This window comes from Curtobacterium sp. ODYSSEY 48 V2, from assembly GCF_023712625.1.
Taxonomy (GTDB): domain Bacteria; phylum Actinomycetota; class Actinomycetes; order Actinomycetales; family Microbacteriaceae; genus Curtobacterium.
The window spans coordinates 469,728-485,187 of the sequence record NZ_JAMAXX010000002.1; the positions used below are offsets into that span (position 1 = coordinate 469,728).

The 15,460-nt window shown below is 72.3% G+C and carries 11 protein-coding genes and 1 pseudogene; 11 read left to right on the top strand and 1 reads right to left on the bottom strand.

Features of this window, described 5'->3' with window-relative positions; translation table 11 throughout:
- Positions 1-26: 26 nt before the first annotated feature.
- The 4 genes from M3666_RS04925 to M3666_RS04940 all read left to right on the top strand — a co-directional run bounded on the left by M3666_RS04925 (position 27) and on the right by M3666_RS04940 (position 6,102).
- Positions 27-3,029, top strand: coding sequence for a DNA polymerase III subunit gamma and tau (locus tag M3666_RS04925; RefSeq protein WP_251154634.1), 3,003 nt, complete (start codon positions 27-29; stop codon positions 3,027-3,029).
- The gene (gene recR / locus M3666_RS04930) at positions 3,029-3,628 is read left to right on the top strand and encodes a recombination mediator RecR (protein ID WP_066655176.1); all 600 of its coding nucleotides are present in this window, start codon (positions 3,029-3,031) and stop codon (positions 3,626-3,628) included. Before M3666_RS04925 ends, recR begins: the two co-directional genes overlap by 1 nt.
- A 121-nt stretch (positions 3,629-3,749) precedes the next feature.
- Positions 3,750-5,015, top strand: coding sequence for an aspartate kinase (locus M3666_RS04935; RefSeq protein WP_066655175.1), 1,266 nt, complete (start codon positions 3,750-3,752; stop codon positions 5,013-5,015).
- A gap of 37 nt (positions 5,016-5,052) precedes the next feature.
- A complete protein-coding gene (locus tag M3666_RS04940; protein WP_251154635.1) occupies positions 5,053-6,102 on the top strand; it encodes an aspartate-semialdehyde dehydrogenase in 1,050 nt (349 codons plus the stop codon).
- Between the two features lie 84 nt (positions 6,103-6,186).
- On the opposite strand, the gene M3666_RS04945 is transcribed toward M3666_RS04940, so the two are convergent.
- On the bottom strand, positions 6,187-7,311 hold the full coding sequence (locus tag M3666_RS04945; protein WP_251154636.1) for a hypothetical protein: 1,125 nt from the start codon (positions 7,309-7,311) through the stop codon (positions 6,187-6,189).
- A 155-nt stretch (positions 7,312-7,466) separates the two neighbouring features.
- On the opposite strand from M3666_RS04945, the gene M3666_RS04950 reads away from it, so the two are divergent.
- The 7 genes and pseudogenes from M3666_RS04950 to M3666_RS04980 all read left to right on the top strand — a co-directional run bounded on the left by M3666_RS04950 (position 7,467) and on the right by M3666_RS04980 (position 15,424).
- Entirely contained in the window at positions 7,467-8,954 is a 1,488-nt protein-coding gene (locus M3666_RS04950; protein ID WP_308301827.1) for a malate:quinone oxidoreductase, read from the top strand.
- Between the two features lie 54 nt (positions 8,955-9,008).
- Positions 9,009-10,080: pseudogene (locus M3666_RS04955) on the top strand (Rv2578c family radical SAM protein); the annotation flags it as partial.
- Between the two features lie 349 nt (positions 10,081-10,429).
- On the top strand, positions 10,430-11,767 hold the full coding sequence (locus tag M3666_RS04960; RefSeq protein WP_251154638.1) for a sensor histidine kinase: 1,338 nt from the start codon (positions 10,430-10,432) through the stop codon (positions 11,765-11,767).
- The gene (locus tag M3666_RS04965) at positions 11,764-12,942 is read left to right on the top strand and encodes a hypothetical protein (RefSeq protein WP_251154639.1); all 1,179 of its coding nucleotides are present in this window, start codon (positions 11,764-11,766) and stop codon (positions 12,940-12,942) included. The genes M3666_RS04960 and M3666_RS04965 overlap by 4 nt, the downstream gene beginning before the upstream one ends.
- On the top strand, positions 12,929-13,630 hold the full coding sequence (locus tag M3666_RS04970) for a response regulator transcription factor (RefSeq protein ID WP_235426346.1): 702 nt from the start codon (positions 12,929-12,931) through the stop codon (positions 13,628-13,630). Before M3666_RS04965 ends, M3666_RS04970 begins: the two co-directional genes overlap by 14 nt.
- The gene (locus M3666_RS04975) at positions 13,630-14,265 is read left to right on the top strand and encodes a thymidine kinase (protein WP_066655166.1); all 636 of its coding nucleotides are present in this window, start codon (positions 13,630-13,632) and stop codon (positions 14,263-14,265) included. The genes M3666_RS04970 and M3666_RS04975 overlap by 1 nt, the downstream gene beginning before the upstream one ends.
- Positions 14,266-14,386: 121 nt before the next feature.
- Positions 14,387-15,424 (top strand): LLM class flavin-dependent oxidoreductase, encoded by a 1,038-nt coding sequence (locus M3666_RS04980; RefSeq protein ID WP_251154640.1) that lies wholly within the window; start codon positions 14,387-14,389, stop codon positions 15,422-15,424.
- Positions 15,425-15,460 lie beyond the last annotated feature (36 nt).

Below are 15,460 nucleotides of genomic sequence, written 5' to 3' on the forward strand. Positions count from 1 at the left end.
TCGGCCGTCCCGGCTACCCTTGGTCCGTGGTCACCGCCCTGTATCGCCGTTACCGGCCCGAGAACTTCGCCGAGCTGATCGGTCAGTCGCAGGTCACCGACCCGCTGCGGACCGCCCTGCGGACGAACCGTGTGAACCACGCCTACCTGTTCAGCGGGCCGCGCGGGTGCGGCAAGACGACCTCGGCGCGCATCCTCGCCCGGTGCCTGAACTGCGAACAGGGCCCGACGGACACGCCGTGCGGCGTCTGCCCGAGCTGCGTGGAGCTCGCCCGGGGTGGCGGGGGATCGCTCGACGTCATCGAGATCGACGCAGCGAGCCACAACGGCGTCGACGACGCGCGCGACCTGCGCGACCGCGCCGTGTTCGCACCGGCGCGCGACCGCTACAAGATCTTCATCCTCGACGAAGCGCACATGGTGACGCCGCAGGGCTTCAACGCCCTGCTCAAGCTGGTCGAGGAACCGCCGGAGCACGTGAAGTTCATCTTCGCGACCACCGAGCCGGAGAAGGTCATCGGCACCATCCGCTCCCGGACCCACCACTACCCGTTCCGGCTCGTTCCGCCGGCCACGATGCTCGAGTACGTCGAGCAGCTGTGCGAGCAGGAGTCGGTCTCCGTCGCACCGGGTGTCCTCCCGCTCGTCGTCCGTGCCGGTGGGGGGTCGGTGCGAGACACGCTGTCGCTGCTCGACCAGCTCATGGCCGGCAGCGAGGACGGCGCGATCGCCTACGAACGCGCGGTCGCCCTGCTCGGCTACACCGACGCTGCGTTGCTCGACGACGTCGTGGACGCGCTGGCGGTGGCCGACCCCGCCTCGGCCTTCGCCGCGGTCGACCGCGTGGTGCAGACCGGGCAGGACCCGCGTCGCTTCGTCGAGGACCTGCTCGAGCGACTCCGTGACCTGATCGTCGTCGCGGCGACGAACGAGAGCGCCGCAGCCGTGCTGCGCGGGATCTCTCCCGAGGAACTCGACACCATGACCCGGCAGGCCGGTGTCTTCGGTGCGACGGCCCTGTCGCGGTCCGCCGACATCGCCAACCGCGCGCTCACCGAGATGACCGGTGCGACGTCGCCCCGACTGCACCTCGAGCTGATGACGGCGCGCATGCTCGTGCCCGAGGTCGACGACACCCAGCGCGGTGCACTCGCCCGCGTCGAGCGGCTCGAGCGTCGCGTCGGTGTCGGCGACGCCGGCGGGCACCAGGCTGCGGCCGTGGTCGAACGCCCGCAGGGTGCACAGCAGTCCTCCGCGGGCGCTCCGGTTCCGCGCACGGGAGCGGGCAGCGCTCCGGCGCAGGCCGGCTCCTCGCCGGCGACCCCGGCTGCGCAGCCCGCTGCGTCGACCGCGGCCCCGACCCGAGCAGCGGCCCCGACCCGACCAGACCAGGAGCCGGCCGACCAGGCTCCGACGACCGCGCGTGGCGCGGAGCCGCGGGACCCCGGTGCGGCCGTGCGCGATGCCGCTGCCTCCTGGGCGGCCGTGGCGACGCCCCCGAGCCAGGGTCCGGCCGACGGCCCGACCGATCGGTCTGCGGGCCGACCGGCGGAGCAGAGCGCGTCGAGTGCGACGACGACGGCACACCCGACCGAGCAGCACCAGCACGATCCGTCGGGCACCGCGAACGCGTCGTCCACCGGGCAGGGGACGGCCGTCGGCGACGAGGCGGTCGTCCGACCGGTCGCCGCCGTCGGCTTCCAGCAGCTCCGCGACGCCTGGCCCCAGGTCGTCGAGCACGTCCAGCGCGCCCGGCGTTCGGCCTGGTCCGTGGTGGTCACGGCCCAGGTGACGGCCCTGCGCGAGGACGTGCTGACGCTCACCTTCCCCAGCCAGCAGGACGTGGCGTCGTTCAAGGAGATGTCCGACCCCGCGACGAGCGTCAGCGAACTGCTCCGCTCGGCGATCATCGACGTCCTCGGCCTGCGGGTGAAGTTCGTCGCCCGTGGGCCGGGACAGCAGCGCTCGGCCGGTGCTCCCGCGTCGGAGCCGGGTCGGCAGGCGTCGCAGCAGCAGCCGACGCGACCGCACGTGACGTCGGAGGACACCAGCCAGCAGCAGGCCGCGCGCCAGCAGTCCGCACCGCCGCAGCCAACGACTGCCGAAGAGCCGACGCAGCAGCAGCAGCCGACTGCGCCGCAGCAGCCGAGCCAGCAGCAGCAGCCGAGCCAGCAGCAGCAGGCGAGCCAGCAGCAGCAGCAGGCAAGCCCGCAGCAGGCGAGCCCGCAGCAGGCGAACCAACAGCAGGGCGTATCTCAGCAGCCGACCACACGGCAGCAGCCGGCCACGCCCAGCGCTCCGGTGACCGACTGGGCCGTCGCCACGATCCCGGCGACCGACCCGACCGCCGGCGCCGTGCCCGAGCACCTCGAGCCGGGCTGGTCGGCACCGTTCGGGACGACCGACACCGGGGAACCGGTCGTGCCCGTCGCACCGGTCTCCGACCCCGCCGCCGACGCGGCCCTCGCTGCACAGCTCCGTCCGGCCTCCGCGCTCGGCGGTGCCGGAACACGCCCAGCCCGTGCTGCTGCACCGAGCGACCCGACACCCGACGCACCGGGAGCGCCGGCACCGGCCGCAGCCGCAGCGCCCGCACCGGCCGCAGCCGTAGCGCCCGCATCGGCAGCGCCCGCCGCGCCGGGTACCGCGGCCGCCGCACCCTCCGGTGGGCCGGACGTCCCGGTCGACGACTACCCGCTCGACGACGAGCCCTACGACGACGGTGCTCCCTTCCCCGATCCGGGAGCGCACGCGTCCTCGGGCGCACCGAGCCAGCGACCGACGCGGGCACCAGCACCGGCGCCGACCGGCCCGGCACAGGCCGCACCCGCACCGGCCGCGCCCGAGCAGGCAGCACCTGCGCAGACAGCACCGACCCAGGAGGCGGCTGCGCAGCCAGCTCCGGCACGGACCGCTGCACCCCAGGTCCGTCGGACGCCGGTCGCTGGTCGGTACGGCGAGGCGGTCGTCCGTGAGATCCTCGGCGCGCAGTTCATCGAGGAGACCGCCCTGCACGAGGAAGGCGCCTGATGTACGACGGGATCGTCCAGGACCTGATCGACGAGTTCGGTCGGCTGCCGGGCATCGGCCCGAAGTCGGCACAGCGCATCGCGTTCCACATCCTGCAGACCGAGTCGTTCGACCCGGCGCGACTGTCCGAGCTCCTGGCCGAGGTCAAGGAGAAGGTGCGCTTCTGCGAGGTCTGCGGCAACGTCACCGAGAACGTGCGGTGCAGCATCTGCCGTGACCCCCGTCGGTCGCCGTCGGTGATCTGCGTCGTGGAGGAGGCGAAGGACGTCGCCGCCATCGAGCGCACCCGCGAGTTCCGTGGGCTCTACCACGTGCTCGGCGGAGCGATCAGCCCGATCGACGGTGTCGGTCCGGACGACCTGCGGATCCAGCAGCTGATGACGCGGCTGGCCGACGGCACCGTGGACGAGGTCATCATCGCCACCGACCCGAACCTCGAGGGCGAGGCGACGGCGACCTACCTCAGCCGACTGCTCGTCCCGATGGGCATCCGCACCACGCGACTCGCGTCCGGGCTGCCGGTGGGTGGTGACCTCGAGTACGCCGACGAGGTGACCCTCGGCCGCGCCTTCGAGGGCCGACGCGTGGTCGGTCACTGACGGACGTGCGCGCAGGATCGTTGCGTCGAGCCCGCCTCACACGCAACATCCGCGGAACACCCTCTACGATTGACAGACCGCGCGACCGTCGCGGAACCGTCGTCCCCGGGAGTACCAGCCAGTGGCCCTGATCGTGCAGAAGTTCGGTGGATCGTCCGTCGCGGACGCCGAGAGCATCAAGCGCGTGGCGAAGCGGATCGTCCAGACGAAGAAGGCGGGCAACGACGTCGTCGTGGCCGTCTCGGCGATGGGCGACACCACCGACGAGCTCGTCGACCTCGCGCACTCCGTGACGCCGATCCCCGCCGGTCGTGAGCTCGACATGCTGCTCACCGCGGGGGAGCGCATCTCGATGGCGCTGCTCGCGATGGCGATCAAGAGCCTCGGGGTCGAGGCATCGTCGTACACGGGCAGCCAGGCCGGCATGCTCACGGACGCCCAGCACGGCAAGGCCCGCATCGTCGACGTCACCCCGAAGCGGGTGCGCGAGGCGCTCGACGCCGGGCACGTCGCGATCGTGGCCGGGTTCCAGGGGTTCAACCGCACGACGGGCGAGATCACCACGCTCGGTCGCGGTGGGTCGGACACCACCGCCGTCGCGCTCGCCGCCGCGCTCGACGCCGACGTCTGCGAGATCTACACCGACGTCGACGGCATCTTCACCGCGGACCCCCGCGTGGTGCCGAAGGCCAAGAAGGTCGACCGGATCACGAGCGAGGAGATGCTCGAGCTCGCCGCCTCCGGCGCCAAGGTCCTGTACATCCGTGCCGTCGAGTACGCCCGTCGGCACGGCGTCACCCTGCACGTCCGCTCCTCGTTCAGCAACGCCGAGGGCACCATCGTCTACAACCCTGCAGAGGGGGAAACCGTGGAAGAACCGATCATCACCGGCATCGCCGGAGACCTCTCCGAGGGGAAGATCACCGTCGTCGGCGTGCCCGACACCCCCGGCAAGGCCGCCGAGATCTTCACGATCGTGGCCCGCGCCGGCGCCAACATCGACATGATCGTGCAGAACGTGTCCGAGGCGGTCACGGGCCGCACGGACATCTCGTTCACGCTGCCGAAGGACCAGGGCCAGGGCGTCCTGACCGCGCTCGAGGTCGCCAAGGCCGACATCGGCTACTCGGGCATCCAGTACGACGACCAGATCGGCAAGCTCGCACTGGTCGGTGCCGGCATGCGGACCAACGCCGGTGTCTCGGCGGCGCTCTTCCGCGCCCTGCACGAGGCGTCCATCAACATCGAGATGATCTCCACCTCGGAGATCCGCATCTCGGTCGTCACGCGCGCCGACACCCTGAACGAGGCCATGCGCGTCGTGCACCAGGCCTTCGGGCTGGACGCCGACCAGGAAGCCGTCGTCTACGCCGGCACCGGGCGCTGAGCCCCGCGCCGACACGACCCACGAGCAGGAGCACCACATGAGCACCACCGTCGCCGTCGTCGGCGCCACCGGCCAGGTCGGCGCCGTGATGCGTCGCCTCCTCGAGGAGCGCGCGTTCCCGGCCGACCACGTCCGGTTCTTCGCGAGTGCCCGGTCCGCCGGTTCGACGCTGTCGTTCCGCGGCGAGGAGATCGTCGTCGAGGACTCCGAGACCGCCGATCCGTCGGGCATCGACATCGCGCTGTTCTCGGCCGGTGCCACGGCGTCACGCGCCCTCGCGCCGAAGTTCGCGGCGGCGGGTGCGGTGGTCGTCGACAACTCGAGCGCCTGGCGGATGGACCCCGAGGTGCCGCTGGTCGTGAGCGAGGTCAACCCGCACGCGATCGACGACGCCCCGAAGGGCATCGTCGCCAACCCGAACTGCACGACGATGGCGATCATGCCGGTCCTCAAGGTGCTGGACACCGAAGCCGGGCTGCGCCGTCTCGTCGCGACCACCTACCAGGCCGTGTCCGGGTCGGGCCTCGCCGGAGTCGAGGAGCTCCTCGGCCAGGCGCGCGCGGCGCTCGAGCAGGACACCGCGGCGCTCACCCACGACGGTTCGGCGGTGACCTTCCCGGAGCCGGTCAAGTACGTCCGACCGATCGCCTTCGACGTCGTCCCGCTCGCGGGCAGCATCGTCGAGGACGGCATGGGGGAGACCGACGAGGAGCAGAAGCTCCGCAACGAGAGCCGCAAGATCCTCGAGCTGCCCGACCTGCTCGTCGCCGGGACCTGCGTGCGCGTCCCCGTGTTCACCGGGCACTCGATCTCCGTGCACGCCGAGTTCGCGCAGCCGCTCTCGCCCGAGCGGGCGACGGAGCTCCTCGCCACGGCCCCGGGCGTCGAGCTCGCGGACGTCCCGACTCCGCTGCAGGCAGCCGGTCAGGACCCGTCCTTCGTCGGCCGCATCCGCGCGGACCAGTCCGCGCCCGACGGCCACGGCCTGGTCCTCTTCGTCAGCAACGACAACCTGCGGAAGGGCGCTGCGCTCAACGCGGTGCAGATCGCCGAGACGATCCTCGAACGGCGCGCGGTCGCCGCCTAGCGAGCACCGTCGCCGACGCGACACGTGACGGACGGGAGGCCCGTGGCGACACCGCCACGGGCCTCCCGTCCGTCGTCCCGACCGTCAGGAACGGGACCGAGTGCGACGTCGTCGGTGCAGCAGCACGCCGGTCCCGGCGGTGAGGAGCGCGAGCGCGACGGCGAGGGGGCCGGTCACCTCGGTGCCGGTCCAGGCGAGGCGCCCCTGCGGCGCGGCGTCGACGGTCCGGGCGGTCGTCGCCGGTCCTGGCGACGGTCCGTCCGCGCCGGGCTCGCCGGTCTGGTCGGCCTCACCGGGGGTCCCGGTGCCGCCCGTGCCTCCGGCACCGTCTCCCGGAGACGGTGCGTCACCCGGATCGGTGCCCTCGCCGTCACCGGGGTCGGGGTCCGGACCGTCGCCGGCGCCGGTCCCTGCGGACACGACGACCTCGACGGGGACGGGCGGCGCGAGCTGCCCGGCGGGGGTCGAGGCGAACAGTTCGAGGGTGTACGTGCCCTCGGTGAGCGCATCGATCGGCGAGCAGGACCAGTGTCCGGCGTCGTCCGCACCTCGATCGGCGGCATCGGTCTCACAGACCACCGTCCCGTCACGGACGACGACGACGTGCGCGCCGGGCGTGGCGGTGCCCGAGAGGGCGGAACCGGGTGCCAGGTCGGTGTGGTCGAGCGTCGGTGCGACGACGGGGCCCTCGGTGACGAGTTCGATGTCGGACCCCGCGGTGCCGAGCGCCAGGAGCGCGCCGTTCGCCTGCAGGCCGAGCTCGAGGCCGTTCGCCGGTGAGGACGGGTCGTCGGCGGTGAACCGGACGACGTGGGGCGCGGGGCTCGTGGTGCGGACCTGGAGGCAGCCGGAGGGGACGGCGGCGTCGGCCAGCACGGCGAAGGGCAGCCCGGGGCCGTTGAGGGCGGACAGGCACATCGACCCGACGACGAGCGGACCGGTGGTGCCGGGCGCGGGGTAGTGCGCGGTGTCGGCGGCGACCGGGCGGGTGTCGAGCACGGGCTGGCCGTCGTGGTCGGCGACGGCGACGAAGCCGGTGGTGCCGACGACGTGGAAGGTGCCCTCCAGCGTCGCAGCGGGCGCAGCCCGTGGCTCGGGCTGCGGCGAGGGGAGCGTGTCGGCCAGGGCGGCAGGGCCGAGCAGGAGCGGGGCGATCGCGGCCGCGGGCAGGAGCGGGAGGGCGAGACGGGCGCGCCGGCGGTGGTTCACGGTGGGGCCTCCGGGAGGGGACGGTCGATCGGGACCGTGAAATGGTGCCACATCCGGAATGTCGTACTTCACTAGCAGGTGCGATGGGTACGACCAGCGCCCCGCATCCGGACGATGCCCCCGGGCGACCCAGCGGCAGTGGGTAGGATCGTCGTGTGGCAGTGAAGCAGGTGGACCCGATCGACGTCGTCCTGATCGGGGGAGGGATCATGAGCGCCACGCTCGGCGCCATCATCCACCGCCTCGAACCCACGTGGAAGGTCCGCGTGTACGAGCGGCTCGGCTCGGTCGCGCAGGAGTCCTCGAACCCGTGGAACAACGCCGGGACCGGTCACTCCGCGCTGTGCGAGCTGAACTACACGCCGGAGATGCCGGACGGACACGTCGACATCGCCAAGGCCGTGACCGTCAACGAGCAGTTCCAGGTCTCGCGGCAGTTCTGGGCGCACCTGGTCGAGACCGGCGCGCTCCCGCAGCCGTCCAACTTCATCAACCCGACCCCGCACATCTCCTTCGTGTGGGGCGAGGACAACGTCGAGTACATGCGCAAGCGGTACGAGGCGCTCAAGGGTCACCCGCTCTTCGCGGGCATCGAGTACTCGGACGACCCGGCGCAGATCCGCCGGTGGGCGCCCGCGCTCATCCCGGGGCGCAAGAAGGACCAGCCGGTCGCTGCGACGTACTCGGCCGCCGGCTCGGACGTCGACTTCGGTTCGTTGACGCAGCAGCTCTTCGACGAGCTCGAGATCGCCGGTGTCGAGTTCGAGCCGTCGCACCAGGTGCAGAAGATCACGCGGTCGAAGGTCTCCGAGGGGTGGGCGCTCGACGTCCGCAACGAGATCGGTCGGTCGACGCAGCGCATCGCGGCGAAGTTCGTCTTCGTCGGCGCCGGCGGCGGGGCCCTGCGCCTGCTGCAGAAGTCGGGCATCCCGGAGATCCGCGGGTACGGCGGGTTCCCCGTGTCCGGCGAGTTCCTGCGCACCGACGACCCCGAGGTCGTGCAGAAGCACGCGGCGAAGGTGTACGGCAAGGCGAGCGTCGGCGCTCCGCCGATGTCGGTGCCGCACCTCGACACCCGGATCGTCGAGGGCAGGGCGTCGCTGATGTTCGGCCCCTACGCCGGGTTCAGCCCGAAGTTCCTCAAGCAGGGCTCGTTGCTCGACCTGTTCCGGTCGATCCGACCGCACAACCTGCGACCGATGCTGAGCGTGGCGTTCTCGAACTTCGACCTGGTCCGTTACCTGGTCGGGCAGCTCCTGGCGTCGAAGCAGACGAAGTTCGACGCCCTCCGCGACTTCATGCCGACCGCCGAACCGGAGAACTGGCACCGCATCACCGCCGGGCAGCGCGTGCAGGTCATCAAGCCGGACCCGGACAAGGGCGGGGTGCTGCAGTTCGGCACCGAGGTCATCACCTCGGCCGACGGCTCGATCGCCGGCCTGCTCGGCGCGAGCCCCGGTGCGTCCACCGCGGTGCCGATCATGCTGACGATGCTGCAGCGGTGCTTCCCGGACCGGTGGGACGCCTGGGCCCCGATGGTGCGGACGATGGTGCCCACCTACGGCAAGGACCTCGGCGCCGACCCGCAGCTCGCCGACGAGACCCTCGAGCACACCGCGAAGGTCCTCGGTCTGCACCACTGAGCCCCGCCGCTCGGGCGACTTGCCCCTGGTTCGAACGTGTGTTCGAATGAGGGCATGCGGTGGAGCGGGCAGTCGATCGGAGCGGAGCGCGGTGACGCCCTGCCGGGGCTCGAGTCGAACAGCGGGTTGGTGCGCAGCGTCACCACACCGGAGTTCGCCGGGGTCACCTTCCACGAGGTCCTGGCGAAGAGTGCCCTGAACCGTGTGCCGGCTGCCGACGGCAGCGGCACCTACGGGTGGACGATCAACCCGTACCGCGGCTGCAGTCACGCGTGCGTCTACTGCTTCGCGCGGCCCACGCACACGTACCTGGAGTTCGACGGGGGCGCCGACTTCGACCAGCAGATCGTCGTGAAGACCAACGTCGCGGACGTCCTGCGCCGTGAGCTCCGGAAGCCGTCGTGGGACCGGCACCCCGTTGCGCTCGGCACCAACACCGACCCGTACCAGCGTGCCGAGGGGCGCTACCGGTTGATGCCCGGGGTCATCCGCGCGCTGGCTGATTCGGGCACCCCGTTCAGCATCCTGACGAAGGGGACGCTGCTGCGGCGTGACCTGCCCACGTTGGTCGACGCGGCACGGAGCGTCCCGGTCGACCTGGCGATGTCGATCGCCGTGTACGACGACGAGCTGCAGCAGCAGGTCGAGCCCGGGACCCCGACGACCGCCGCCCGGTTGGCGACCGTCCGGGCGATCCGCGACGCGGGGCTCGAGTGCTCGGTGTTCCTCATGCCGGTGCTCCCGTTCATCACGGACACGCGCGCGCACCTCGACGAAGCGATCGGTCGCGCGGCCGAGGCCGGCGCCTCGAGCGTCATGTACTCCGCACTGCACCTGCGTCCTGGCGTGAAGCCGTGGTGGGCGGCCTGGCTGCAGCGGACCCGTCCCGACCTCGTCGCGCGCTACCGCTCGATGTACCTCGACAACACCTACGCGCCCGCGGACTACCGCCGGTGGCTCGCGGACCGGGTGCGTCCGATCCTGGCCGCGCACGGTCTCGGACTCGGCCGGGTGGACCCGGCGACCGGTTCCATGGGGTTCAGCGACCGGCAGGCGCACCTCGTACCCGGCGAGCGGGCCGCGGCGGCGACCGCTCCGCGTGCACCGCGTCCGGGGTCGGGCGACACCGGACCGCGCGCCCTGGTCGGGTCGGTCATCACGAACGGGGGCATCACGAACGGGTACCGCGTCCCGGTGTCGCTCGACGAGCAGTCCCGCCCGACCTCGTCGCCGCTCAAGCGTGCCGACCCTGGCTTCGACCGACGCGGTGTCGGGACGACCGTGATCGGAGGCCCGTCCGGACCGACCCTGTTCTGAGGAGCGTCCACCTTCCGCGTTCGGGGGACACCCTGTGTCGGTGATCGGCGGTAGCATCGAGCGGGTCGCCGGATCGCGCTCGTTTCGGGGTACACGACCGGCCCCCGGACGGTCGCGTCACACGGCGACCGGACGACTCTCGGAAGGACCATCGACCCGTGCTCGGCATCCCCACGCACCTCGCTCCGCGAGTGAACGCGTGGTCGACCGTGCGCGCCTTCCACGCAGCGGCGATCGGATCGGTCGTCGCCGCCGCCGTGACCCTGCTGCTGTACCGACTGGCCGAGCCCGACGTGCGGGTCGCCGGGGCCGTGCTCGCGCTCCTCCCCATGCTCGCGATGATCGGCGTGCACGTGCAGTTCGGCACCTGGCGCTCGGCCGTGGCCTTCCTCGTCACCGGCGGGGTCTGCACGTGGTGGTTCACCACGATCGTGCAGCGCGAGGTGCCCGCCGGCTGGGTGACGAGCTACCTGGTGTCGCTCGCGGTGATCCCGCTCGTGCTCGTGGGCGGGGCCGGTGCGGTCGCGAGTCGCGTCGTCGTCTGGTCGTTCGGCGGGTTCCTGGTCGGTCGGCTCGCGACCGGGATCGCGGTGCTGCAGGCGGACGGGCCGCCCCGACCACTCATCCTCGCCTGGGTCACCCTGGGCTTCGTCGTCGCCCTCGTGCTCTTCACCAGCCGGAACACCGCGCGGTCCGAGCGCGTCCAGCCCGAGCTGCTCCGGTCCGCGCGCGAGGAGCACGTGTCCGCCTACCGGGCCGGGGTCGAGGCCGAGGCCGCGGCGATCCTGCACGACACGGTGCTCAACCACCTCGGTGCCATCGCGCTCGCTCCCGACGGCCCCATGGACGCGCAGCTCGCGCGCACGGTCGAAGCCGACGTCGCGATGCTGACCGGGAAGCAGTGGCTCGCGTCGTCCGACCCGACGTCCGAGCCGGACCCGGCCCTTGCCGGTGCCGCGTTCGACGCGATGGTGGACGAGCACCGGGCGGCGGGGCTCGCGGTCGCGGTCACCGGTGATCCGGCTGCCCTGGCGCGGCTCGACCCGTCGGCGGCGACGGCGCTGCTCCGAGCCGTCGGGCAGTGCCTGGCGAACGTCCGCAAGCACGCGGGGACCGACGAGGCCGAGGTCAGCGTCTTCGACGACGGCTCGTCGTGCACGGTGATGGTGGTCGACGACGGCCGCGGGTTCGACGAGCAGGAGACCGGCAGCGACCGGATGGGGCTGCGCGGCTCGGTGCGGGAACGCATCGGCCGCGTCGGCGGTGACGTCCAGGTGTGGTCGTCGCCGGGATCCGGGACGAGCGTCATGATGACCGTGCCCTACACGAGCGGGGACGCGGCTCGCGTCGACGGAGCACACACCGGCGGCGCACACACGGGTGGCGCACACACAGGTGGCGCACACACGGGTGGCGCGCACACCGGCGGCGCACGGACCGGCGGCGCGGCGTCGTACGCCGTCACGGGTGAGTCCGACCGCGGAGCCGCCCGGTGAGTCGCGTCGACGCGGTGCGGGCCGCAGTCCGGGGCGCTCGGACCGCACAGCAGTGGGACCCGCTCGGCGCGATGGGTTCCCGCCCCCTCGCCGTCCTGCTCGGTGCGGCCGGCGTGCTGTGGGCGCTGCTCGTGTCGGTGTTCGACCGCGACGTGGTCGGCAGCCCGACGCTCAGCGCCCTCACGGTGCTGCTCCTGGGCGCGTCGGGCGCGGTCGTGATCGCGTCGTCGTCGCCCTTCCGGGCGCCGTTCCCGCGCTGGGCGTACGTGCTCCACGTCGTGCTGCTCGGCGCAGCGTCGGCCGCGAGCGTCGCGGCGCAGTGGGGGCCGGACCGCAACGCGCTCAACGACTTCATGTGCCTGCTCACCGCCACCGGGATCGTGACGGTCGCGCCCTACCGGCCGTGGCGGGACCTGGCGGTCGGCGGGCTCGTCCTGGCAGCGGTCGACGCAGCTGCCTGGGGCACCGCCGCCGCCGTGTTCCCGCACCAGGTACCGGTGTCCGTCGCCGCCTTCCTCGCCGCCGCGCCGACGCTGGTCCTCACCGCGGCGTCCGTCGTGTTCGCGTGGACCTTCGGCGGCCTGGCGGAGCGCGTGCAGATCCGTGCGGGCTCGTACTCGGTGGCGCGCGCCGAGCGGGACGGCATCGCCGCGCGCGTGCAGCAGGACCGCTCCGTCATCCTCGCGCGCGACGTCGCCCCGTTCTTCGCCGAACTCCGGACGCGTGAGGTGATCACCGACGCCGACCGCGCACGCGCCCGTTCCATCGCGGACGGCATCCGGCAGGCCATGGTCGCGGACGCCGACCGGACGTGGCTCGAGTACGCGGTCGCCGTCGAGGGCGGGTCCGCCGAGTCGGTGGACGACCCGGACGGCCTCATCGCGACGCTCGACACCGACCAGCGGACCGTCGTCCGGACGTTCCTCCGTGCGGCGCTCGGCGCAGCGACGGTGGACCCCGCGCGGTTCCGTGCCACGGTCCGCCGTTCGCGCGAGCCCGGTGCCCCACCCGACCGCGTCGAGGTCCGCACGGAGCTCGCGGTCGACGACTCGGACGTCGGCATCCACCGCACGTTCGACCCCTACTTCGCGGTGCTCCGCGTGACCTTCCCCGACCTCGACGTCGCCGTCCGACCATCGTCCCTCGCACTAAGGTTCTCCTATGACCAGCACTGACCCGAACCGGACCACGGAGGGCGTGCCACCGCTCCCGCAGCCCGGAACCCGACGCGTGCGGCTGGCGATCCTCGACGACCACGAGGTGCTGCTCGACAGCCTGTCGAGCTGGATCGCCGTGAACGCCTTCGACTTCGACCTCGCCCTCACCGCCCACACGTGGCTCGAGATGGTGCACAGCGAGAACTTCCCGACGGACCTCGTCTTCCTCGACTTCCAGCTCAAGGAGCCGGTGTCGATCGAGGCCCGCGTGCGCACCTGTCGTGCTGCCGGGGCGAAGGTCATCGTGCTCTCGAGCGTCGACAGCCGCGAGTCCCGCGACCGTGCCCTGGCTGCCGGTGCGGCCGCGTTCCTGTCGAAGTCGCTGCCGATGCGCGAGGTCATGGACGTCGCGCGCGAGGTCATGGGTGTCTCGCGGGAGACCCCGGCGCAGCGCGACTGGCGCCCGCTGCCGACCGGCGCGAGCGCGCACCAGCGCCCGAAGCTCAGTGCGGGCGAGGAAGAGGCACTGCGCCTGTACGTGTCCGGCTACTCGACGAACGAGGTCGCCGCGCAGATGAACGTGCAGTACGAGACCGCCAAGACCTACCTCCGCCGCGTCCGCGAGAAGTACAGCAAGGTCGGCCGTCCCGCGTCGAAGAAGTCGGACCTCATCCGTCGTGCCGCCGAGGACGGGTTCCTCGCGTAGTGGCGAAGCTCTACTTCCGGTACGGCGCGATGAACAGCGGCAAGAGCACCGGGCTGCTGCAGGCCGCGTACAACTACGAGGAACGCGGGCAACGCGTGCTGCTGGCGAAGCCGTCGGTGGACACCAAGGGCGACCGTGAGATCGTCTCCCGACTCGGCGTCACACGCTCCGTGGACGTCGTCTTCGCGCCCCACGACGACGTCCGGCACGCGGTCGCCGACGCCGGTGCCACCGACCCCGAGTCGGATCGCCTCGACGGCATGGTGCGTCCGGTGAGCTGCGTGCTCGTCGACGAGGCGCAGTTCCTCACCCCGCGCCAGGTCGACGACCTGCTCCGCGTCGCCGTGCTCGACGAGGTCCCCGTGCTCGCCTACGGCATCCGCACGGACTTCCGCACCGAGGCGTTCCCCGGCAGCGCGCGACTGCTCGAGGTCGCGCACTCGCTCGAGGAGCTCAAGACCATCTGCCGGTGCGGTCGCAAGGCCGTGTTCAACGCGCGCAAGGTCGACGGCCGCTTCGTCTTCGACGGGTCCCAGGTCGCGATCGACGGGGTCGACGTCACCTACGAGTCGCTCTGCGCGAACTGTTACCTCAGCGAGTCGGGCGGGCGGCTCGACGGCGAGCTCGCCCACTGATCCGACCCACGTCCGCCAGGTGGGCCACCGCCGGACGGGAGGCACGGTGCGGCGCCGCCCCGCGCCTCCAGGCCGGCCCGTGGCGCGGAATGCGCGCACGCCGGCGACGGTTGTCGTCCCCATGAGCGACGCCACCGTGCACCTGTCCGTCCTCGACCTGGCCACCCGCGAGTACGGCCAGTCGAACACCGAGGCCCTGCAGGGGTCGATCGACATGGCCGTGCACGCCGAGCAGCTCGGCTACGAGCGTGTCTGGGTCGCCGAGCACCACGGCATGCCGGGCATCACCTCCTCCGCGCCCGCCGTGCTGCTCAGCGCCGTCGGTGCCGCGACGTCACGCATCCGGATCGGTTCCGGCGGTGTGATGCTCCCGAACCACGCGCCGCTCGTGATCGCCGAGCAGTTCGGTACGTTGCGCGCACTGTACGGCGACCGCGTCGACCTCGGCATCGGGCGCGCCCCGGGGACCGACGGCGCGACGGCGATGGCGCTGCGCCGCACCGACCGGCTCGACGTCGACGACTTCCCCCAGCAGCTCGCCGACCTGATCGGGTTCTTCACCGGCATGGACGCGTCGAACCCGCTGTCGCGCATCCGCGCGGTCCCGGGCTTCGGCGACGTGCCGGAGTTCTGGCTGCTCGGCTCCTCGGGCTACAGCGCCCAGGTCGCCGGCGCGCTCGGGGTGTCGTTCGCCTTCGCGCACCACTTCGCGTCGGACAACACCGAGGCGGCGCTCGCGCTGTACCGCGACTCGTTCCGCCCGTCGCGCTTCCGGCAGACCCCGAACGCCCTCATCGGTGTGCAGGTCGTCACCGACGAGGACCCTGCGATCGTCGAGGAGCAGAGCGCTCCGGGGATGATCTCGTTCATCCGGATGCGACAGGGCGCCAAGCCCGAACCGGTGTCGATGGACGAGGCCCGCGCGTACGAGTTCTCGGACCTCGAGCGCCGGTTCATCGCCGCGCGGACGGAGCGGCAGGCCTACGGTGACCGCGAGCACGTCGCCACGAAGATCAACGAGCTCGTCGCGTCCACCGGTGCCGACGGGGTGATCGTCGCGCCCGGTGCCGCCCAGGCGCGCTACCGGCACCAGGCGCTCGACGTGGTGGCGTCCCTGCAGGCCGAGGGCCGCCTGGTGCCGGCGGGGGCGACGGTCTAGCGGACGGGCGCCCACTGCGGGCGTCCGGCCGTGGGA